The sequence below is a fragment of the Blastococcus sp. KM273128 genome, from assembly GCF_021698975.1.
Classification (GTDB): domain Bacteria; phylum Actinomycetota; class Actinomycetes; order Mycobacteriales; family Geodermatophilaceae; genus Blastococcus.
On sequence record NZ_SSXA01000008.1, the window covers coordinates 23,849 to 44,942 of the forward strand.

The 21,094-nt window shown below is 73.2% G+C and carries 23 protein-coding genes; 18 read left to right on the forward strand and 5 right to left on the reverse strand.

The features are described from left to right. Nucleotides 1-90: 90 nt before the first annotated feature. The 14 genes from E9529_RS04025 (at nt 91) to E9529_RS04090 (ending at nt 15,007) form a co-directional block, all read left to right on the forward strand. Nucleotides 91-1,155, forward strand: a complete 1,065-nt coding sequence (locus E9529_RS04025; RefSeq protein WP_236829815.1) for an ABC transporter substrate-binding protein — start codon at nt 91-93, stop codon at nt 1,153-1,155. 29 nt (nt 1,156-1,184) lie between these two features. Continuing rightward, complete coding sequence (locus E9529_RS04030) at nt 1,185-2,012, forward strand: ABC transporter ATP-binding protein (protein WP_236829816.1); 828 nt, start codon at nt 1,185-1,187, stop codon at nt 2,010-2,012. Nucleotides 2,013-2,017: 5 nt separating this feature from the next. Then, nucleotides 2,018-2,800, forward strand: a complete 783-nt coding sequence (locus E9529_RS04035; protein WP_236829817.1) for an ABC transporter permease — start codon at nt 2,018-2,020, stop codon at nt 2,798-2,800. Then, nucleotides 2,797-3,642, forward strand: a complete 846-nt coding sequence (locus tag E9529_RS04040; protein ID WP_236829818.1) for an ABC transporter permease — start codon at nt 2,797-2,799, stop codon at nt 3,640-3,642. The genes E9529_RS04035 and E9529_RS04040 overlap by 4 nt, the downstream gene beginning before the upstream one ends. Next, on the forward strand, nt 3,639-4,760 hold the full coding sequence (gene add, locus E9529_RS04045; protein WP_236829819.1) for an adenosine deaminase: 1,122 nt from the start codon (nt 3,639-3,641) through the stop codon (nt 4,758-4,760). Before E9529_RS04040 ends, add begins: the two co-directional genes overlap by 4 nt. Continuing rightward, nucleotides 4,757-5,806 (forward strand): isopenicillin N synthase family oxygenase, encoded by a 1,050-nt coding sequence (locus E9529_RS04050; RefSeq protein ID WP_236829820.1) that lies wholly within the window; start codon nt 4,757-4,759, stop codon nt 5,804-5,806. The genes add and E9529_RS04050 overlap by 4 nt, the downstream gene beginning before the upstream one ends. Nucleotides 5,807-6,251: 445 nt before the next feature. Beyond that, complete coding sequence (locus E9529_RS04055) at nt 6,252-7,535, forward strand: glutaminase (RefSeq protein WP_236829821.1); 1,284 nt, start codon at nt 6,252-6,254, stop codon at nt 7,533-7,535. 144 nt (nt 7,536-7,679) lie between these two features. Beyond that, nucleotides 7,680-8,276: a hypothetical protein gene (locus E9529_RS04060; protein WP_236829822.1), complete on the forward strand. Its 597-nt coding sequence runs from the start codon at nt 7,680-7,682 to the stop codon at nt 8,274-8,276. Nucleotides 8,277-8,429: 153 nt separating this feature from the next. Continuing rightward, nucleotides 8,430-8,681, forward strand: a complete 252-nt coding sequence (locus tag E9529_RS04065) for a hypothetical protein (protein WP_236829823.1) — start codon at nt 8,430-8,432, stop codon at nt 8,679-8,681. Between the two features lie 53 nt (nt 8,682-8,734). After that, nucleotides 8,735-9,508, forward strand: coding sequence for a hypothetical protein (locus E9529_RS04070; protein ID WP_236829824.1), 774 nt, complete (start codon nt 8,735-8,737; stop codon nt 9,506-9,508). Further along, nucleotides 9,508-11,328 carry a fumarate reductase/succinate dehydrogenase flavoprotein subunit gene (locus E9529_RS04075; protein ID WP_236829825.1) on the forward strand — a complete coding sequence of 607 codons (1,821 nt, stop codon included), beginning with the start codon at nt 9,508-9,510 and terminating at the stop codon, nt 11,326-11,328. The genes E9529_RS04070 and E9529_RS04075 overlap by 1 nt, the downstream gene beginning before the upstream one ends. Nucleotides 11,329-11,362: 34 nt before the next feature. Continuing rightward, nucleotides 11,363-12,118 carry a succinate dehydrogenase/fumarate reductase iron-sulfur subunit gene (locus E9529_RS04080; RefSeq protein WP_236829826.1) on the forward strand — a complete coding sequence of 252 codons (756 nt, stop codon included), beginning with the start codon at nt 11,363-11,365 and terminating at the stop codon, nt 12,116-12,118. 68 nt (nt 12,119-12,186) lie between these two features. Continuing rightward, nucleotides 12,187-13,638: an NAD-dependent succinate-semialdehyde dehydrogenase gene (locus tag E9529_RS04085; protein ID WP_236829827.1), complete on the forward strand. Its 1,452-nt coding sequence runs from the start codon at nt 12,187-12,189 to the stop codon at nt 13,636-13,638. Between the two features lie 73 nt (nt 13,639-13,711). Further along, nucleotides 13,712-15,007 (forward strand): acyl-CoA dehydrogenase family protein, encoded by a 1,296-nt coding sequence (locus tag E9529_RS04090; protein ID WP_236829828.1) that lies wholly within the window; start codon nt 13,712-13,714, stop codon nt 15,005-15,007. A gap of 44 nt (nt 15,008-15,051) precedes the next feature. Here the strand turns inward: E9529_RS04090 and E9529_RS04095 are convergent, their stop codons facing one another. Next, on the reverse strand, nt 15,052-15,447 hold the full coding sequence (locus E9529_RS04095; protein WP_236829829.1) for a VOC family protein: 396 nt from the start codon (nt 15,445-15,447) through the stop codon (nt 15,052-15,054). Between the two features lie 156 nt (nt 15,448-15,603). On the opposite strand from E9529_RS04095, the gene E9529_RS04100 reads away from it, so the two are divergent. After that, complete coding sequence (locus E9529_RS04100; RefSeq protein WP_374201308.1) at nt 15,604-16,635, forward strand: NAD(P)H-dependent flavin oxidoreductase; 1,032 nt, start codon at nt 15,604-15,606, stop codon at nt 16,633-16,635. Between the two features lie 31 nt (nt 16,636-16,666). Here the strand turns inward: E9529_RS04100 and E9529_RS04105 are convergent, their stop codons facing one another. Beyond that, nucleotides 16,667-17,410, reverse strand: coding sequence for an alpha/beta fold hydrolase (locus E9529_RS04105; RefSeq protein WP_236829831.1), 744 nt, complete (start codon nt 17,408-17,410; stop codon nt 16,667-16,669). Between the two features lie 173 nt (nt 17,411-17,583). Here E9529_RS04105 and E9529_RS04110 point away from each other — a divergent pair, with 173 nt between their 5' ends. Beyond that, a complete protein-coding gene (locus E9529_RS04110) occupies nt 17,584-18,231 on the forward strand; it encodes a GntR family transcriptional regulator (RefSeq protein WP_236829832.1) in 648 nt (215 codons plus the stop codon). An 11-nt stretch (nt 18,232-18,242) separates the two neighbouring features. Here the strand turns inward: E9529_RS04110 and E9529_RS04115 are convergent, their stop codons facing one another. Then, complete coding sequence (locus E9529_RS04115; RefSeq protein WP_236829833.1) at nt 18,243-18,596, reverse strand: nuclear transport factor 2 family protein; 354 nt, start codon at nt 18,594-18,596, stop codon at nt 18,243-18,245. Between the two features lie 78 nt (nt 18,597-18,674). Here E9529_RS04115 and E9529_RS04120 point away from each other — a divergent pair, with 78 nt between their 5' ends. Next, nucleotides 18,675-19,472: a MerR family transcriptional regulator gene (locus E9529_RS04120; RefSeq protein ID WP_236829834.1), complete on the forward strand. Its 798-nt coding sequence runs from the start codon at nt 18,675-18,677 to the stop codon at nt 19,470-19,472. Between the two features lie 35 nt (nt 19,473-19,507). Here E9529_RS04120 and E9529_RS04125 read toward each other — a convergent pair whose 3' ends face one another. Both E9529_RS04125 and E9529_RS04130 read right to left on the reverse strand, forming a co-directional pair. Further along, nucleotides 19,508-19,768, reverse strand: coding sequence for a hypothetical protein (locus E9529_RS04125; protein WP_236829835.1), 261 nt, complete (start codon nt 19,766-19,768; stop codon nt 19,508-19,510). Nucleotides 19,769-19,807: 39 nt separating this feature from the next. Then, complete coding sequence (locus tag E9529_RS04130) at nt 19,808-20,524, reverse strand: CPBP family intramembrane glutamic endopeptidase (protein WP_236829836.1); 717 nt, start codon at nt 20,522-20,524, stop codon at nt 19,808-19,810. Nucleotides 20,525-20,649: 125 nt separating this feature from the next. Between E9529_RS04130 and E9529_RS04135 the strand changes: the two genes are divergently transcribed. Next, complete coding sequence (locus E9529_RS04135; RefSeq protein WP_236829837.1) at nt 20,650-21,012, forward strand: DUF6578 domain-containing protein; 363 nt, start codon at nt 20,650-20,652, stop codon at nt 21,010-21,012. The last annotated feature ends 82 nt before the right edge of the window (nt 21,013-21,094 follow it).

Below are 21,094 nucleotides of genomic sequence, written 5' to 3' on the forward strand. Positions count from 1 at the left end.
CCGCTCCTAGCGTCCCGCACGGACGACGACGGGGCCGGGAACCGCTCCGCCGTCGAGGAGAACCCGCCCCTTCCGACCCAGGAGAAGCCCATGAACAAGCGCGTCCTGCGCACCGCCAGCGCGCTCACCGGGGCCGTCCTCGCCCTCACGGCGTGCGGCGGCTCGGCCGAGACCGACACCGCCGCCGCCGAGGGGCAGGGCGGGGACCTCGGCCCGCTGACGCTGCAGCTGTCCTGGATCAAGAACGCCGAGTTCGCCGGCGAGTACTTCGCCGACAGCAACGGCCACTACACCGCGGTCGGCTTCTCCGACGTGACGATGGACCCCGGCCCGGGGCCGATCGAGACGCTCGTGGCCAGCGGGGAGGCCGACTTCGGCCTGAGCAACGCCGTGGCCACCGCCCAGGTGATCGCCGAGGAGGACGCGCCGCTCAAGATCGTCGGCACCAAGTTCCAGAAGAACCCGTTCACCATCCTCTCCCTGGCCGACGGCGGGAACATCGCCACCCCGCAGGACCTGGTGGGCAAGAGGATCGGCGTCCAGGCCGGCGGCAACGAGACGCTGTTCGACGCGCTGCTCGAGGTCAACGGCATCGACCCCGCCTCCGTGGAGAAGGTGCCGGTCGAGTACGACCCGGCGCCGCTGATCGACGGCGAGGTCGACGGCTTCCTGGCCTACCTGACCAACGAGTCGATCACCGTCCAGGCCGCCGGCTACGAGGTGACCAACCTGCCTTTCGCCGACAACGGCCTGCCCTTCGTCGCCGAGAGCATCATCACGACCGACGAGATGATCGCCGAGAACCCCGAAGCGGTGAAGGCGTTCCTCGAGGCCGAGATCCTCGGCTGGCAGGACTACCTGCGCGACCCGGAGGAAGGCGCCCGCCTCGCGGTCGAGGAGTACGGGGCGGACCTGGACCTGGACATGGCCAAGGAGGTCGAGCAGGCGGAGGTGCAGAGCACCCTGATCGTCACGCCCGACGTCGAGTCCAACGGGCTGCTGACCATCTCCGACGAGCTGATCGACCAGAACCTGGCCACCCTGGCCGCCGCCGGCATCGACATCTCCGACGCCGAGGACCTCTTCGACCTCTCCCTCCTCGAGGAGCTGCTCGAGGAGAAGCCGGAGCTCGTCGAGGTGCCCAGCGCGGCCTGACCGCCCCGATCCGGACAGGAATCCCCATCGTGACCTCGCTCTCCGAGGCCGAGGTCCTCCGGTCGGCCGCACCGCGGCCGGCCGGGGGCACCGGCATCCACCTCCAGGGCCTGACCAAGACCTTCGGCTCCGGCCGCAAGCAGGTGCAGGCCCTCACCGACGCCACCCTGCACACCGCGCAGGGCAGCTTCTCCTCGCTGCTTGGCCCCTCGGGCTGCGGGAAGTCCACGATCCTGCGGATCCTCGCCGGCCTCGAGCAGCCGACCGGCGGCACCGCGCTCGTCGACGGCACCACCCCGGCCGAGCTGCGGCGGGCGCACGCGCTGGGCATCGCCTTCCAGGACTCCGCGCTGCTGCCGTGGCGCTCGGTGGAGGCCAACATCCGGCTGCCCTTCGAGGTCGCCGGCATCCGGCCCGACGCCGGGCTGGTGACCGAGCTGATCGAGCTGGTGGGGCTGTCCGGGTTCGAGAAGGCCAAGCCCGCGCAGCTGTCCGGAGGCATGCGCCAACGGGTCAGCATCGCCCGGGCGCTGGTGGTGAAGCCGTCGGTGCTCCTGCTCGACGAGCCGTTCGGTGCCCTCGACGACATGACCCGGCAGCGGCTGAACGTGGAGCTGCTGCGGATCTGGACCGAGAAGCCGGCGACCACGCTGATGGTCACCCACGGGATCTCGGAAGCGGTCTTCCTGTCCGACCAGGTCGCGGTGATGAGCGCGCGGCCGGGCCGGATCGTGGAGGTCATCGACGTCGACCTGCCGCGCCCCCGGCACCCGGAGATCATGCGCACGCCGGAGTTCCACGCCCTGCACGACCACGCCTCCGAGCTGCTGTTCGGCAGCGGGACGGCGGCGGGGTGAACCGCGTGCTGTCCCGCGAGCCGGTGCGCACGGCCGCCTTCGGGGCGCTGGGCCTGCTGGGCGTGGTGGCCGTGTGGTGGCTGCTGGTGCTCACCCTGCTCGCCGACGCCCGCATCCCCTCCCCGGCCGGGGTCGTGGCCGCGGCCGCCGACCGCGGCTGGACCTTCTACGCCACCCACTTCGGGATGACGCTCCAGGAGGCCGCGGTCGGCTTCGGCTACGGCACCGTCGCAGCCGTCGCGCTGGCCGCCGTCACGCTGCTGGTGCCGGCGCTGGAGCCGCTGGTCATGCAGCTGGCGGTGATCACCTACTGCGTGCCGCTGGTCGCGATCGCCCCGGTGCTGTTCATCGTCATCGGCAACCCCGACGAGGGGCAGCGGGCGGGCACCGCGACCGCACTCGCGGCGCTGTCGGTCTTCTTCACCACCGTCGTCGGCACCGTGCTGGGCCTGCGGTCGGCGGATCCGGCCAGCCTGGAGGTCGTCCGGGTCTTCGGCGGCGGACCGCTGCGGCAGCTGACCAAGGTCCGGCTGGTGGCCGCGCTCCCCTCCGTGCTGGCCGCGCTCCGCGTGGCCGCGCCGCTCGCCTTCCTCGGGGCCATCCTGGGCGAGTACGTCGGCGGCGTGCAACGCGGCGTGGCCGTCACGCTCAAGATCGCGCAGCAGAACGTCGACGTCGACGGCGCCTGGGCCATCGGCCTGGGCTGCGCGCTGGTCGCGGGCACCTTCTACGGGATGTTCGCCCTGCTCGGACGGGTCGTCACCCCGTGGTCCCGAGGTGTGGCGTGAGCGCCGGCCTGCTGGCTCCCCGCCCGGTCGGGGGCCCGGGCCGGGGTCGGCACCCGCTGCTGAGGGCGACGCTGCGGGCCGTCGGCACGATGGCGCTGGTCCTGGCGGTCGTCGTGGCCCTGTGGGTGGGGGGTCTGTGGGCCTTCGACGTCTCGAGCTACGTCGGCAAGGGCCCGCTGGACGTCGTCGACATCCTGTTCGCCGACGAGGACGCCCCCGCGCTGCGGGCCGAGATCGCCGGGCTGCTCGGCCGGACCCTGCTGGACGCGGGCATCGGCTTCACCGCCGGCATGCTCGTCGCGGTGGCGCTGGCCGCCGTCGTCGTGCGGTTCCGCGCCGCGGAGAGCACCGTCATGCCGGTCGCGCTCGTCCTGCAGACCGTTCCGCTGATCGCGCTGGCGCCGATGCTCATCCTGCTCGTGGGCCGCGGCTACGTGATCGTCGCCGTCATGAGCGCGGTGGTGGTGCTCTTCCCGGCGCTGGTCAACATCGTCGCCGGGCTGCGGTCGGTCGGCCCGCAGATGCGCGATCTGGTGCTGGTCTACGGCGGCAGCCCGATGACGGTGCTCAGGAAGGTGGCCTTCCCCTCGGCGCTGCCGGCGTTCTTCGCCTCGGTCCGCATCGCGGTGCCGGGGTCGATGACCGGCGCGCTGCTGGCCGAGTGGCTGGCCACCGGCCAGGGCGTGGGCTACGCGGTGGTCTCGGCGGCGGCCCGGTCGCAGATCGGCAAGGTGTGGGCGCTCGTCGTCGTCATCACCCTGGTGTCGCTGCTGCTCTACCTCCTCGCCCAGCTGGTCGAGGCGGCGGTGCTCAGCCGCTTCGGGCAGGCGGACCGCGCATGAGCGCGACCGCGCGCCGCCCGCCCGGCCACCCACCGCACTCCCGGCCCGTGCCCACCGACCCGGCCGTGGACGCCATGGTGGCGGCCCTGCCCAAGGTGAGCCTGCACTGCCACCTGATCGGCACGGTGGCGCCCGGGACCGTCGCCGAGCTCGCCGCCAAGCACGGGGTACCGCTCGGGCGCGGCGTCGAGGACCTCTACGACCACGACAGCTACCAGGACCTCGGCGAGTTCCTCAGGGTGCTCGACGTCGTGGGCTCGGTCATCCGCGACGTCGACGACTTCCACCGGGTCACCTACGAGTCGCTGACCGCGGGCGGCGCGGACCACAACGTCCTCTACCGCGAGATCCAGCTCAGCCCGCCGGGGCACCCCGGCGTCCCCTACCCGCGGATCCTCGAGGGCGTCGTCGCAGGCCTGCGCGACGCCCGCAGCGACACCGGCATCGACGCCCGCCTGGTGGTCGGCATCAACCGCGAGCGCAGCGGCGCCGAGGCGGTCGAGCTGGTCCAGCAGGTGATCGAGCACCGCGTCGACGAGGTGGTCGGCATCGGGCTGGACTACGCCGAGGTCAACGGCCCACCCGGGCGGTTCGTCGAGGCCTACCGGCTCGCCGGCCGCGCGGGTCTCGACCGGACGGCCCACTCCGAGTCCGGTCCGCCCGGTCACGTGCTGACCCTGCTGGACGAGCTCGGCTGCAGCCGGATCGACCACGGCTACCACGTCGTCGACGACCCGGAGATCACGTCCCGGTGCGTGGCCGAGCGGATCCCGTTCACCTGCACGCCGGTCAGCTCGGACATCGGCCGCTACTCGGGCAGCGGGGACGGCACGCACACCCGGATCCGGCAGATGGTCGACGCCGGGCTGTGCGTGACGATCGACTCCGACGACCCGCCGATGTTCGGCACCGATCCCACGCACGACTTCCGGGTGCTCGCGCACGCCCTCGGCTACCGCCGCGAGCAGCTGGCCGCCTTCACCGCCAACGCCATCGACGCCTGCTGGCTCGACGGGACCGGCAAGGCCGACCTGCGCCGCCGGGCCGCGGCGATGGTGGCCGCCACCCCCGACGCCCCTCCCCCGGACCACTCGCACCTTCTCGAGGAGACCCCGTGAACGAGTTCACCGTGCCCGTCGTCGACATCTCCGCCTACGTCGACCCGGCGGGCACCGCCGAGGCCCGGGCCGCCGCAGCGCGGTCGTTCGACGCCGCCGCCCGCACCGTCGGCTTCGTCCAGGTGCTCGGCCACGGCATCCCGACCGCGGTCACCGATGCCTTCGGGGCCGCTCTCGACTCCTTCTTCGGCCTGCCCCTGGAGGCCAAGAAGAGCTATCGGACGCCGCCGGAGATCAACCGCGGGTACAGCCCGCCGAAGACCGAGTCGCTCAGCCTCAGCCTCGGGCTGGCGCCCTCCAACCGGATGCACGACTTCTTCGAGGCCTTCAACGTCGGCGCTGCCCGCAGCGACTACCCGGGTGTCGACCTGCCCGTCGTCGACTACGCCGAGAACGTCTGGCCCGAGGAGGCCGACGGCTTCCGCGAGGCGGTGGCCGCCTACTTCGACGAGGCAGGCCGGGTGGCACGGACCCTGACGACCATGTTCGCCGATGCGCTCGGCCTCCCGCCCGGCTTCTTCGAGCGGTACACCGACCACAGCCTCGACGTGCTGCGGATGAACAACTACGCCCTGCCGCCGGGCGAGGTGACGCTCGACGGCGACCTCACCGGGATGGGCGAGCACACCGACTACGGCATCGTCACCGTGCTGTGGGCCGACCAGGTCAGGGGCCTGCAGGTCCTCGGCCGCGACGGCGCCTGGCACGACGTCATGCCCGCCGACGGCGCGTTGCTGATCAACCTCGGTGACCTCATGGCGCGGTGGACCAACGAGCGGTGGATGTCGACCCTGCACCGGGTGAAGCCGCCGATCGTCGAGGGGTGCATCGAGCGCCGGCGCTCCGCGGCGTTCTTCCACGACGGCAACATCGACGCCGTCATCGAGACGCTGCCGACCTGCCTGGACGCCGACGGGACGTCGGCGTACCCGCCGGTCACCGTGGGTGAGCACATCCGGGCGAAGCTGGCCGGCTCGCGGGCCGGTGTGGCCAACACCGAGGCGGAGCGGGAGGCAGCACGGGTCCTGGCGGCGCGGCCGGCATGAGGTCTCCCGGTGGACGTCCCGCGCGTGTGCGGAGCCACGTCCCAGCCTGGCACCGGCCGCCCGATGCGTAGCGTGGGCACCCGCCACTCATCCAGCCCCCGAAGCGCGGGGCTGTTCCCCGGTCCCGCTCACCCGCTCCGCTCACCACCCTCGCCGCCACCCCGCCCGCGGCGGGTCGCACAGGAAGGTGGGTGCGCAGTGACGACTCCCCCGGTCAGCCTCGGAGCCGTCACCATGGCGGCACAGGACCCGGCGACGCTCGCCAGGTTCTGGGCGTCCGTCACCGGCTCCACGCCTTCACCGGGCGACGGCACGGTCTCCGTACGACTTCTGCCTCCCCGCCGGTCACGCACGCACATGCAGCCGACGTGCAACACCACCCACGCGTCTGCGGAGCGTCGCGTGGGATGGTCCTCGTTCGCGCTGACGAGGAGAGGCGGACCCCGTGCGGTCACCGGTGCCCGACTACCTGGCGGAGATCCTGGACGCCTGCGGCGACGACGCGGGGACTCTGGCGGGCTACATCCCCCAGCTGGCATCGGCCGACCCGGACCGGCTCGCCGTGTGCCTGTCGACGATCGACGGGACGCTCTACCGCGCCGGCGACACCGACACCGGGTTCTCCATCCAGTCGATCTCGAAACCGTTCGTCTACGCCCTGGCCCTGGCCGAGCACGGGCTGGACGACGTCCTGGGGTGGATCGGCGTGGAACCCAGCGGCGAGGCGTTCAACGAGCTCTCCCTGGAACGGGAGTCGAGGCGGCCCCGGAACCCCATGATCAACGCCGGGGCGCTCACGGCGCACGCCTTGGTCGGCGAGCTCCGGGACGACGTCGACACCCGGGTGGAGCGGGTCCGGCGGCTGATGTCGGACTTCGCCGGCCGTGAGCTGCACGTGGACCGGACCATCTACGAGTCGGAGATGTCCCAGGCCTACCGCAACCTGGCCATCGCCAACATGCTCCGCACCTACGGCGTGATCCGCCAGGAGCCGCTGGACGTCGTCCGCGGGTACACCCAGCAGTGCGCGATCTCGGTGACCACGACCGATCTGGCGACCATGGCGGCCACGCTCGCTGCGGGTGGCGTGCAGCCGGTCACCGGCGAGCAGGTCGTGCCGGCCGAGGTGGCCCGGCAGGTGCTGAGCGTGATGATGAGCTGCGGCATGTACGACGCCGCCGGGGACTGGATGACCACGGTCGGGTTCCCGGCGAAGAGCGGCGTCTCCGGCGGCATCCTCGGCGTGATGCCCGGGCAGCTGGGGATGGCCACCTCCTCGCCGAGGCTGGACGACCACGGCAACAGCACGCGGGGGGTCCGGCTGTGCACCCGCATGTCCGCCGACATGGGGCTGCACATCATGCAGGCCCCGGAGCCGGCGCGGTCGACCGTCCGCCGGGACCGGACGCTCCGCGGGCCGGACGGCTCCCTCGCCCGCGTGTGCAGCCTGCAGGGCTCGCTGCTGTTCGGCAGCGTGGAACGCGTGCTCCGCACGGTGGCCGACGACGAGCCCGTCGCCGTCTTCGTCCTGGACCTCCGGCGCGTGTCGTCGGTCAACGACGTGGCTCGACGGATGCTCGCCGAGATGCTCCGCCGCCTGCAGCTGGACGGCGCAGAGGTGGCGCTGCTCGACCCGGACCACGTGCTGCACCTGTCCGAGCGGGCGGTCGTCCGGCTCCCGGAGCGGTGGAGCTCGCTCGCGCCGCTGGAGGGCTACGAACGGGTCTGACCCGCCGCTCCGGGGCATGTCCTGGCCGGCCGGATCACCGCGGTATCTCCGCCTCAGCGGCGTCGTGGTCGTGCTCGTGCTCGTGGTCGCGGGCGGGGTGAGGCAGGATCCGGGCGACCACGCACCGTCCGAGGAGAGCGACCTGTGCCCTGGAGACGGTCGGCCGGACCGGCCGCGGCGATGCTCGGCGGCGCGACCTGGAGCCTCCACGCCGTGTGGCTGAGCACCCGTCCGGGGGGCTGCGTCGGAGCCGACTGCCGGGTGCCGGGTGCCTCGAACCGCCCGAGCGAGGACCTCGCCTGGCTCCTCCTCCTGTCCGTCGTGGCGCTCGGGGTGGCGGTGAGCTGCCTGGCCAGCGGGACCTCGGCGGCGGGACGGCGGCCGTCCCGCGCCGGCGCGGTCCTGCTGTGGGCCGGCGCGGTGCTGCTCGCGGCGGGGCTCGCCGTGAACGCCGTGCTCGTCGGTGACTCGCCGCTGTGGTGGCTGCACGACACCGACTCGCTCGGCCGGCTGGTCCCGGTCGCCGGCGCCCTGCTGACGGGGGTCGGCGGACTGCGGGCCGGCGGCCCGTCGCGCTGGCCGGGCGCAGCCTTGGTCGTCGCCGCCCTCGTGGCGCTCCCGTTCAACGCGCAGGACGACCGGGTGCTCCTGTCGGTCCCGCTGGGGCTGGCCTGGCTGGCCCTGGGGGTCTCATGGGCCGTGCGGGAGGACGTCCCCCAGGCGGACCTGAGCCGTCACTAGCTCGCTGCGCCCGGGCCGCGGGGTGAGCGAGCGACGACGGCAGGACGGGCGAGCCGGAAGTACCGCAGCGGAGCCCCTTTCCTCCGATCCGCGTCCGTGGTCGACTGCCGTCCCACCGCCCTTCCGGCGGCGTCAGCACCTCTGGAGGCAGCGATGTCTTTGGACCAGGACGTAGCGGCGGCTCGCCAGGCGGTGGAAGGCCTGGAGAAGGCGTGCCTGATGGTCACGAGGCACTTCGGGGACACCGTGGACACGCGCCGGTTGCGGGTCGACGTCGCCCGGCTGCGTGACGACCTCAACCTGCTGTGCGGCGCGCAGGCCCGCACCACGCACGAACCCTTCGCAGCCGTCTACGGCGACGGGGACGACGACGGCATGGGCGGGTCGGGCCGCATCCGGCGGTGACCGCCACAGCCCCCCGCAGGTCCGGGGCGGTGTCCCCGGGTCACGGGAACGGGATGCCGGCACCGCGTCGTGCCGCGATCGCCGAGCGGACGCTGCGCACCGACCGGTGGTGGGTGCAGCCGCTGGTCACCGTCGTCGTGCTCGTGCTGTTCATCGCCTACTCGACGTTCCGCGCCTTCCAGAACGCCTACTACTACGCCGAGCCCTACATCTCGCCGTTCTACTCGCCGTGCATCACCACCCGGTGCGAGGGCGACAGCTTCCCGGAGTTCTTCACCGGCCCGGTCTGGATCTCCCCGGCCATCTACATCCTCGTGCTGCCCCTGGGCATCCGGCTGACCTGCTACTACTACCGGAAGGCCTACTACCGGTCGTTCTGGCTGTCCCCGCCCGCCTGCGCCGTCGCCGAGCCGCACCGCCGGTACACCGGCGAGACGCGGTTCCCGCTGATCGGCCAGAACGTGCACCGGTACTTCCTCTACGCGGCCCTGCTGTTCAACCTCATCCTGTTCTACGAGGCCTTCCGCGGGTTCCGGGACGAGACCGGCGAGTGGGGCCACATGGGTTTGGGCACGCTGATCCTGCTGGTCAACGCGGTGATGCTGTTCCTCTACTCGGTCTCGTGCCACTCCTGCCGGCACATCGTCGGCGGGCGGCTGAACAACTTCTCGAGGCACCCGCTGCGGTACCGGGCGTGGGGCCTGGTGTCCAAGCTCAACGCCCGCCACATGCAGTACGCCTGGGTCTCGCTGCTCACCGTCGCCCTCGCCGACTTCTACGTCTTCCTGCTGGCCACCGGCACGATCACCGACCTGAGGTTCTTCTGATGGAGCTCGAGCGGCACGAGTACGACGTCGTCGTCGTCGGCGCGGGGGGTGCGGGCCTGCGGGCCGCCATCGAGGCCCACGAGGCCGGCGCGCGGACCGCCGTCGTCTGCAAGTCCCTGCTGGGCAAGGCGCACACGGTCATGGCCGAGGGCGGGATCGCCGCGGCCATGGCCAACCTCTACCCGGAGGACAACTGGCGGGTGCACTTCCGCGACACCATGCGCGGCGGGAAGATGCTCAACCACTGGCGGATGGCCCAGCTGCACGCGCAGGAGGCACCGGACCGGGTCCGGGAGCTCGAGGACTGGGGCGCCCTGTTCGACCGCACACCGGACGGCCTGATCAGCCAGCGGGACTTCGGCGGTCACCGCTACGCCCGGCTCGCCCACGTCGGCGACCGCACCGGGCTCGAGCTGATCCGCACCCTCCAGCAGCGCACCGTCGCGCTCGGCATCGACGTCTACATGGAGTGCACGGTCACCCGGCTGCTCACCGGACCGGCCGGGGATGGTGGGGCGGGCGAAGAACACGGCGTCACCGGCGCGTTCGGCTACTGGCGGGAGTCCGGCCGGTTCGTGGCCTGGCAGGCCCCGTCGGTGGTGCTGGCCACCGGCGGCATCGGCAAGTCCTACAAGGTCACCTCGAACTCGTGGGAGTACACCGGCGACGGCCACTCGCTGGCGCTGCAGGCCGGGGCCACGCTCGTCAACATGGAGTTCGTCCAGTTCCACCCGACGGGGATGGTCTGGCCGCCGTCGGTGCGCGGCATCCTCGTGACCGAGAGCGTGCGGGGCGACGGCGGCGTCCTCAAGAACTCGGCCGGCAACCGCTTCATGTTCGACTACATCCCGGACTTCTTCCGCAAGGAGACGGCGGAGACCGAGGAGGAGGCCGACCGCTGGTACGAGGACAAGAAGAACAACCGGCGCCCGCCCGAGCTGCTCCCCCGCGACGAGGTGGCCCGGGCGATCAACAGCGAGGTCAAGGCCGGCCGCGGCACCCCGCACGGCGGCGTCTTCCTCGACATCGCCTCGCGCCGGCCGGCCGAGTACATCCGCAAGCGGCTGCCCTCGATGTACCACCAGTTCAAGGAGCTCGCCGAGGTGGACATCACCGCCGAGGCGATGGAGGTGGGGCCGACCTGCCACTACGTCATGGGCGGTGTGGAGGTCGAGCCCGACACCGAAGCCGCGCGCGTGCCGGGGCTCTTCGCCGCCGGTGAGGTCGCCGGCGGCATGCACGGGTCGAACCGGCTCGGCGGCAACTCCCTGTCCGACCTGCTCGTCTTCGGCCGCCGGGCCGGCCTGGCCGCGGCCGAGCACGCCGCCGAGCGCGAGCACACCCGCGGAGTGCTCGCCGAGGACGCGCTCGCCGACGCGGCCCGGGCGGCGCTGGCCCCGTTCGAGCGGGAGGGCGGCGAGAACCCCTACACCGTGCAGCACGACCTGCAGCAGACGATGCACGACCTGGTCGGGATCATCCGCACGGCGCCGGAGATGGAGCAGGCGCTGGAGCGGATCGCCGCGCTCAAGGAGCGGGTGGCCGCCCTGTCCGTCGAGGGGCACCGGCAGTACAACCCCGGCTGGCACCTCGCACTCGACCTGCCGCACATGCTGCTCGTGAGCGAGTGCATCGCCCGGGCGGCGCTGGCGCGGGAGGAGAGCCGGGGCGGGCACACCCGCGACGACTTCCCCGCCACCGACGAGGAGTGGGCCCGCACGAACCTCGTCTGCGCGCTCGCGCCGGACGGAGACGTCGCGCTGACCCGGCAGCCGCTCCCGCAGATGCCGCCCGAGCTCACCGAGATCTTCGAGTCGTGAGCGACCTCGCGAGCTCAGGAGGGAGCACAGCGGCATGACGTACGACGCGACGTTCCGGGTGTGGCGGGGCGACGCCGCGGGCGGTGACCTCCAGACGTTCACGGTGGCGGTGAACGAGGGCGAGGTGGTCCTCGACGTCATCCACCGGCTGCAGGCCACCCAGGCCGGTGACCTCGCCGTCCGGTGGAACTGCAAGGCCGGCAAGTGCGGGTCGTGCAGCGCCGAGGTGAACGGCCGCCCGCGGCTGATGTGCATGACGCGGATGAGCACGTTCGCCGAGACCGAGACGGTGACCGTCACCCCGCTGCGGACGTTCCCCGTCATCCGCGACCTGGTCACCGACGTCTCCTACAACTACGAGAAGGCCGCCCAGATCCCGGCGTTCGCGCCCCGGCCGCGCGAGGCCGACGGCAGCCACCGGATGCAGCAGGTCGACGTCGAGCGCTCGCAGGAGTTCCGCAAGTGCATCGAGTGCTGGCTCTGCCAGGACACCTGCCACGTCATCCGCGACCACGAGGAGAACAAGCGGAGCTTCGCCGGGCCCCGCTTCCTCATCCGGCTCGCCGAGCTGGACATGCACCCGCTCGACGAGCGGGACCGTCGCGACGCCGCCCAGGACGAGTTCGGGCTCGGCTACTGCAACATCACCAAGTGCTGCAGCGAGGTCTGCCCGGAGGGCATCCACCTGACGGACAACGGCATCATCCCGCTGAAGGAGCGGGTGGTGGACCGGCGGTTCGACCCGCTCACCTGGCTGGGGTCGAAGATCGGACGCCGCCCGTCGCGATGAGTTCCCGCCCGCCCCCGGATGACACGATGCCCCGGGGCCGGCACCGGCCGGTCAGCGAGGGAGTCGCCATGACGCAGGACGCGGGACGCACGATCCACATCGACGGGCAGTGGCGCCCGGCCGACGGGGGCGCCACCTTCGACGTCACGGACCCGGCCACGGGCGAGGTCATCGGGCAGGCCGCGGACGGCGGCCGGGCCGACACCGAGGCCGCGATCGCGGCCGCCGAGCGTGCGCTGGCGGGCTGGTCGGGCGCGACGGCCTACGAGCGCGCCGCCGTCCTCGCCAAGGCGGACGCCCTGATGCGGGAGCGCCGCAAGGACCTGGCCGCGCTGATGACGCGGGAGCAGGGCAAGCCCCTCAAGGCCTCGATGAACGAGGTCGCGTACGCCGCGGACTTCCTCGCCTGGTTCGCCGAGGAGGCCAAGCGCATCGGCGGTGTCACGATCCCCTCGGCGCGGGCCGACCAGCGGTTCGTCACGATGCGCCAGCCGGTCGGCGTGGTCGCCGCCATCACCCCGTGGAACTACCCGATCTCCATGCTGACCCGCAAGCTCGCCCCGGCCATCGCGTCCGGGTGCACGTCGGTGCTCAAGCCCGCCGAGCAGACCCCGCTGTGCGCGGTCGCCACGGTGCAGCTGCTGGCCGACGCCGGCCTCCCCGCCGGGGTGGTCAACCTGGTCACCACCACCCGCGCGGCCGAGGTCGGTGACGCGCTGCTGGAGTCGCCGGTGGTGCGGAAGCTGACGTTCACCGGCTCGACCGCCGTCGGGAAGATGCTGGTGCAGAAGGCCGGCGCCACCTTGAAGCGGGTGTCGGTCGAGCTGGGGGGCCACGCACCGTTCATCGTCTTCGCCGACGCCGATCCCGTGCGTGCGGCGAAGGGCGCCGCGCTGGTGAAGTTCCTCAACACCGGGCAGGCGTGCATCAGCCCGAACCGCATCTACGTCCACCGGTCGATCTACGACACGTTCGTGGCGACCCTCGACCAGCGCATCGCGGCCCTGCGCGTGGGCAAGGGGGACTCCGACGGCGTCTCCATCGGCCCGCTGATCGACGACCGCGCCGTGGCCAAGATGGAGGCCCAGGTGCTCGACGCCCGCACCAAGGGCGCCCGGGTGGTGGCCGGTGGCGAGCGGGTGCAGGTCGACGGACTCGACGGCACGACCTTCTTCGCCCCGACGCTGCTGGCCGACGTGACGCCGGACATGCTCATCTCGTGCGAGGAGACCTTCGGGCCCATCGCCGCGGTCACGCCGTTCGACGACGAGGACGAGGTCATCGCCCGGGCGAACGACACCGAGTACGGTCTCGCCGCCTACGTCTACACCAACGACCTGTCGACGGCGATCCGCGTGACCGAGAAGCTGCGCTTCGGGATGATCGGCGTCAACGACATCAACCCGACCTCCGCGGCCGCCCCGTTCGGCGGGGTGAAGGCCAGCGGCCTGGGGCGCGAGGGCGGGTACGAGGGCATCGACGAGTACCTCGACACCAAGCTCGTCGGCATCTCCGTCTGAACCGGTGCGAACGGCCGACGGCCGCTGTGCCACGCTCCGGGTGGCCGCACGGACCAGCTGAGAGGGACCCCTGATGCAGAACGCCGAACCGACGGAGCTGTTCGACCTGCGCATGAGCGAGGAGGCCCGGCCGCTCTTCGACAGGGTCGTCCAGTTCCTCGAGGACGTGGTCGCCCCGATGCAGGAGGAGTTCTTCCGCCTCGGGGAGGGCCGCCCCGACCCGTGGTCGTACGCACCGGGTCAGCTCGAGGCGCTCGAGGCGGCCAAGGACAAGGCCAAGGCGGCCGGGCTGTGGAACTTCTTCCTGCCCAACTCCGAGGTCGGCGGCCTGACCAACCTCGACTACGCCTACATCGCCGTGGAGCTCGGCAAGTACCCGCTGGGCTCCGAGGCGCTCAACTGCTCGGCCCCCGACACCGGCAACATGGAGGTGCTCGAGCGCGTCGGCACCCCCGAGCAGAAGGCCCGGTGGCTCGAGCCGCTCCTCAACGGCGAGATCCGCTCGGCCTACGCCATGACCGAGCCCGACGTCGGCAGCTCCGACGCCAAGAACATCCGGCTGCGGGCGGTGCGCGACGGCGACGAGTACGTCTTAAACGGCGAGAAGTTCTACATCTCCGGCGCCGGGGACCCGCGCTGCAAGATCATGATCGTCATGTGCCAGACCAACCCGGACGCGCCGGCGCACATGCAGCAGTCCCAGATCCTGGTGCCGATGGACACGCCCGGCGTCGAGGTGCTCGGCCCGATGCGCGTGTTCGGCCGTGACGACGCCCCGCACGGCCACATGCACATCCGGTTCACCGACGTGCGGGTGCCCGCGTCCAACATGCTGCTCGGCGAGGGCCGCGGCTTCGAGATCAGCCAGGTCCGCCTCGGGCCCGGGCGCATCCACCACTGCATGCGGGCCATCGGCCAGGGTGAGAAGGCGCTCGAGCTCATGGTCCGCCGGGGCAAGTTCCGCGAGGCGTTCGGCAAGCCGATCCTGCACCTCGGCAAGAACATGGAGACGGTGTCGCGGGCGCGCATCGAGCTCGACGCCTGCCGGCTGATGGTGCTGAAGGCGGCCAAGGCGATGGACGTGCTGGGCAACTCCCAGGCCCGCGTCTACGTCTCGGCGGTCAAGGCGATGGTGCCGGAGAAGGTCTGCCAGATCATCGACCAGGCCATCCAGATCCACGGCGCGGCCGGGGTGTCGCAGTGGACGCCGCTGGCCGACATGTACACCAGCCAGCGCACCCTCCGCCTCGCCGACGGGCCCGACGAGGTGCACCACTTCGTCGTCGCGCGCCGCGAGGCCGGCCGCTACGACGAGCCCGCCCCGGGGCGCTCCGAGGCCCGCGGCGAGGGCGTCTTCGCCGGGCCCTGAGCGCGGAGGCGAGGCGGTCCGGCCCGGTCACCGAGGTGACCGGGTCAGACCGTTCCCTCCTCCTGGTCGAGGCAGAGGATGTTGCCCTCGCTGTCCTTGAACCAGGCGGCCCGACCCAGGCCCTCCGCGGACGCGATCTCGCCGTCCCAGCGGACGCCGGGCATGCCGTCGTAGACCTCGAAGGTCACCCCCCTGCTCTTGAGGTCGCGCACCTCGGCCTCGAGGTCGTCGACGTGCCACTGGGCGATGGTGTGCCCGGCCCGGCCGGCGAACTCGGTCTCGTAGACGTGGAAGCTCGTCCCGCCGTCGGTGCGGTAGGTGAGCGCGACGCCGTCGATCTCCCTCGTCGGCGTCAGCCCCAGCACGTCCGCGTAGAAGTCCCGCGCCCGCTTCAGATCGGCGGCGGGGATGTTGGCCTCGACCCTGCTGCTGCTCAGCATCGTCGTCTCCCGGGTTCTCGTGGCCCCCGCTCGGTCGGAAACCGTAGTAGCGGGGGCACGCCGCGGGGAGGGTCCTCGGGCTCTGCTCGACGTTCCCCCGGCTCACGGCCCCCGGACCGCTGCCCGGGGGTGGCGGTCGTCGGGAGCACTTGACCCGTGCGCGCGCTGGCGCGACGCTCGTCAGTCGCCACCGCGCTCGGGGAGGCAGACGTGCAGACACGGTTCACGGCGCTCGTCGGCTGCTCGGTTCCCCTCCAGCAGGCCCCCATGGGCGCGGTGTCGTCGCCGGACCTGGCGGTCGCCGTCGCGGACGCCGGAGGTGTCGGCACGATCACCTGCCTAGGAGTGCCCACCGCGGTCTTCGTGCGCCGATTGGACGACATGCGTCGGCGCACGCCGGGCGTGCTGTCGGCCAACGTGCTCCTCGAGGACACCGACGAGGATGCCGTCGTCGCCGCCGCGGAGCGGGTGCGGGTGGTGGACTTCTTCTGGTTCGATCCCTCGCCACGGCTCGTGGACCTCGTGCACCGGGCGGGGGCGCTGGTCGGCTGGCAGGTCGGGTCGGTCGAGGAGGCGCGCGTCGCAGCGGATGCCGGCTGCGACCTCGTCACCGCGCAGGGCCGCGAGGCCGGCGGCCACGTCCGCGGTGACCGCCCGCTGCTGCCCCTGCTCGCCGAGGTCCTCGACGCGGTCCCGATCCCGGTCCTCGCCGCCGGCGGCATCGCCGACGCGCACGCCTTCGCCGCGGTGCTGTCCGCCGGGGCGGACGGAGCACGGATCGGCACTGCGTTCGTGGCGACCACGGAGTCCGCCGCCCACCCGGTCTACAAGCAGGCGCTCGTCGACGCTGCCGGCGACGGCACCGTCCTCAGCAGCGCGTTCGCCCGCGGCTGCCCCCTCTGCACGATCCGCCCGCGGCACCGGGTCCTCCGCAGCGCCGTCGAACGGGCCGCGGCGTCGGACGAGGAGGTCATCGGGACGGTGACGGCGGGCGGCGGGCGGGTCGCGCTGCCCCGCGGCGCCGGGCTGCCCCCGCACACCGCCGTGGACGGCGACGTGGCCGCCATGGCGCTGTACGCGGGTGCCGGGGTGGGCGCCGTCACCGCCGTCCGGACGGCGGCGGAGGTGGTCGCCGACCTGACGAGCGCCCTGACCTCGCACGACGGTCCAGCCGCTCCGCCGTCCTGACCGGCGGCGGCGGAGCGGCCGACCGGGTGCCTCAGACGCTCGTCGCGCGGGCGGCCTCGTCGATCAGCCGCGCGACGACGTCGGGCCGGGAGACCGTGACGGCGTGCGAGGCATCCACCTCCACGACCGACGACGACGCGCGCTCCGCCATGAAGCGCTGCGCCTGCGCCGGGACGGCCAGGTCCTGGAGCGTGACCAGGGTCCAGGACGGGACGGTCTTCCACGCTGCCTTCGTCGCCTTGTCCGCCAGGGCGTCGGCGATGATCGGCCGCTGGGTGACCGCCATCAGCTCGGCGGCGTCCGCCGGCACGTCGGCGGCGAAGATCGCGTGGAACTTCTCCTGCTCGATGTACAGGTCGTCGGCGGTCTGCCCGTCGGGCCCCCGCACGGCCACCGGGCGCAGCGCCGAGCCGAGCTCGTTGCCCGGGTACTTCCCGGCCAGCTCGCCGGTGCTCTCGCCCTCGTCGAGCAGGAAGCTGGCGACGAACACCAGCGCCCGCACCCGCGGGTGCCCCTCGGCGGCCTCGCTCATCACGCTGCCCCCGTACGAGTGGCCGGCCACCACGACCGGGCCCTCGATGCTGTCCAGCACGTCGCGCACCAGCGCGGCGTCGCCGTCCAGCGAGCGGAGCGGGTTGGCCACCGCGATCACCGGATAGCCCTGCCCCCGCAGCCGCGCGACGACGCCGTTCCAGCTCGACGAGTCGGCGAAGGCTCCGTGGACGAGCACCACCGTGGGCGTGGTGGTGCGGATCTCGGACGTGCTGCTGGTCATCGGTCTCTCCCCTTCGGTCGGCGGACGACGCCTCGTCGCCCGTGCGGTCGCGCCCTCGTGCGCTCCCCCGCTCGCGCCGCCGGTGTGCGATATATTGCATATCAGCGACCGTGCCCGTAAGACCTTCTCGCGCACGTTCCCGTTCCGCCGGATCCCCGCAGGAGGGCCAGCCCGTGCCGATCCCCCCGACCGGTCCCGGCGGCGACCGCGGCCTGCTGCGCGACGACGTGTACCGCCGGCTGCGCGACGCGATCGTCGACGGCACCTTCACCCCGGGTGAGCAGCTGCGGGACCTCGAGCTCGCGGCCTGGCTGGGCGTCAGCCGGACCCCGGTGCGCGAGGCGCTGCTCCGGCTCGCGCACTCCGGCCTCGTGCACTCCCGGCCCGGGCGCTCCACCGTGGTGAGCGCCCTCGACGCGCGGGACGTCCGCGATGCCCGCGACGTCGTCGCCGCGATGCACGAGCTCGCTGCCCGCGAGGCGGTCCCCGCGCTCGTGCAGGGGGACGTGGACGCCATGCGGGAGGCCAACCACCGGTTCGCCGCCGCCGTCGACTCCGGGGACGTCGAGCAGGCGCTGCTCGCGGACGACGAACTGCACGGCGTCCTCGTGCGCATCGCGGGCAACCGCGCCCTCGCGACGGTGCTCGAGCAGTTCACGCCGACGGTGCGCCGCGCGGAGCGGTTGCGGTTCGGCTCCCTGCGCGGCCGCGCCTCCGTCGCCCGCCACGAGGAGCTGATCCGCCTCTGCGCCGCCGGCGACGTCGAGGGCGCGGCCTCCGTCGCCTACGACACCTGGCACAGCCTGCCGAGCGACGGGTGAGCGCGGCGCCGTCACGGGGCGATGACGAGCTCGGCGATGAGGTCGCCGTCCATCACGAACCGGTACCGCAGGTCGGCGACGCCGCCGGGGAAGTCGCCCTCGAGGTGGTTGACCGCGACCCAGCGCGCGTCATCGGTCCGTTCGGCGGCGACCAGCTCGGTGGTGTAGCGGAACGCGGCCCCGGCGCGGGTGAGGAAGCCGCGGATCTCCTCGGTCCCCCGGTAGGTCCTCCCCTCGTCGACGACGACGGCGCCGGGCGCGAAGGCCCGCAGCGCGGTCTCCGCGTCGCGGGCCCCGTGCGCCGCTAGGTAGGCCCGGATCGGAGCCGGGAGCTGGTCGGGTCGGATGCTGGTCGGAGTGCTCATGGCCCGACCGTGCGCCGTCCCGGCGCGGGAGGGTCAAGTGCTGGACCCTCCCCCGGGGGGAGGGTGCACAGTGCCCCCGTGCTGGCGATCGGCGAGTTCTCCCGGCTGACCCACCTGGGCGTGCGCACGCTGCGCCGCTACCACGACGCGGGGCTGCTCGGGCCGGCGTGCGTCGACCACGCCACCGGCTACCGCTACTACACCGCCGAGCAGATCCCGGCCGCCCAGGTCATCCACCGGCTGCGCGAGCTCGACGTGCCCCTGCCCGAGGTCCAGCGCATCCTCCGCTCCCCCGACCCCGCCTCGCGCGCCGCGCTGGTGGCCGACCACCCGCAGCGGCTGGAGTCGGAACTCGAGCGCACCCGGGCCGCCGTCGCCTCGCTGCGCCGGCTGCTGCAGCCCGAGCCGCCGCCCCTGGATGTCGAACTGCGCGCCGTCCCGGCGGCGACGGTCGCCGCCGTGGAGGACGACGTGGCGCACGACGAGCTCCTCGCCTGGTACGCCGGGGCCATGGCCGAGCTGGACGCGGCGGTCGAGGAGCCGGTCGGTGCCCCGGGCACGCTGTGCGACAACGCCCTGTTCGAGCACGGGCGGGGCCACGTGCTCGTCTACCGGCCGACCGCCCGTCCCCCGCGCCGCGGCCGGGTGCACCCGGTCACCCTGCCGGCCGTGGAGCTGGCCGTGACCACCCACGCCGGCCCGCACGACGACATCGACGTCACCTACGGCGAGCTGGGAGCCTGGGTGGTGGCCAACGCGCTCGCGGTGGCCGGGCCGGTGCGGGAGCGCTACCCGGTGGGCCCCCGCGACACGGACGACGCGTCGGCGTGGCGGACCGAGATCGGCTGGCCGGTCTTCCACGTCGGACCGGGCTGATCCCGCCCGGTTCCCGACCTGCCCGCCAGCGGCCGTCAGCGGGAGATCGACAGGTCGGCCGCGTACCCCAGGCGTCGCAGCCCGGCCACCAGCCGCCGGCCGGCGGCGACCCGGTCCGGGCCGCTGAGCTGGAACAGCAGCCGCACGGGGCCGCTGCGCGGGACGTACAGCCCCGGGTTCCCCGGCTGCCCTTCGGCCGCGAGGGCGGCAGCGACGTCGTCCGGGACGTCGACCGAGCGGCGGTCGGGGTCGACCGGCTCGGCGGGGGTCACGCTCAGCACGACCGACGTGGACACCGGCCGACCGTAGCGGCGCCCCCGACCTCCGATCAGGCCTCAGCCGAGCCGGTGGGCCGCGGCCGCGGCCAGCGCGCCCAGGCTGTTGGTCGCCAGGTGGAGCAGGAGGGGGGCCAGCAGGCTGCCGCTGCGGAGCCGCAGCCACGCGAAGAAGATCCCAGCCGCGGCCGTGGCGGCGCAGCCAAGGAGGACGACGGCGAACAGCCCCACCGGCCCGTCGGCCACCGTGTTGGCCGTCGCGGCGCTCAGGGTGGGCCGGATGTGCCAGATGCCGAAGACGCCCGCCGACACCGCGACCGCCGCACGCGGCGGGAGCAGCCGCAGCAGCGCCGCCAGCAGGACGCCGCGGAAGGCGACCTCCTCCCACACCACGGTGCCGAGCGGGATCCGGACCAGCGCCTGGTGGGCGACCTCGCCGGCACCGGCACCGGCGAGCCGCGCATCCGCCAGCAGCGGGCGCACCGCCGGAACGGCGAGGGCGACGGCGTAGCCGGCGGCGACCACGGCGGCGCATCCCCCGCCCCACCGCAGCCCGGCCCGGGCGCGACGCGGGTCCAGCCCCAGCTCCCGCCGGCTGATGCCGGTGGACCGCGCACCCGCGACGAGCAGCCCCGTCGCGGCCAGGTTCACCGCGACGTAGGACCCCGGGTAGCCCGGCACCCGGGTGATGACGACGTTGTTCCAGGCGCCGAGGAGCACCGCGACGGAGGCGGCGAAGACCAGACCGTCCCGGCGGCCTGCTGCGCGAGCGTGCACGCGAGCGTTCTTCCCCCGTCGCGCGCCGGCTCACCTCCGGTGCCGTGGCACAGCCCTCCGCCGCCCTCGTGGCGGTGTGCGGCGAGCTCTCGGTCGGCGCGCTCCCCGAGGCATAGGTTGCCGCCGTGGACGTCGTCGTGGAGGTGGGTGGCTGGGAGCACGAGTGCTGCGGGGAGGCCGTCGAGCGGAACCAGCTGGTGGACTTCAGCTGCATCCGCTACCAGGGGCCAGACGGCCGGGAGCGGCTCGCGGAGAGCCACCACGGCGGGCTCGACGTCCGGGCCGACGAGCGCGTCCGGGGGCGGGTGACCGACATCCAGGTCGTCCGGGACGGAGGAGTCGCGCAGGCCGTCCTCCGCCTCCCGAGCGGGCAGGCGCTGCGCGGCTTCGACGACGGGGACGACGGCCACCTGGAGGACCCGTGGACCGGTGACCTGCTGCCCTCGGGCAGTACCGAGTTCCTCGTGACCGTGCGGACGTCGCGCTGACGGCGGACGGGGCCAGCCATCCACGTCGGCACGGACGCCGGCGGAACCCGACGCACGAGGAGACCCCGCCTCGGCCGCCGAC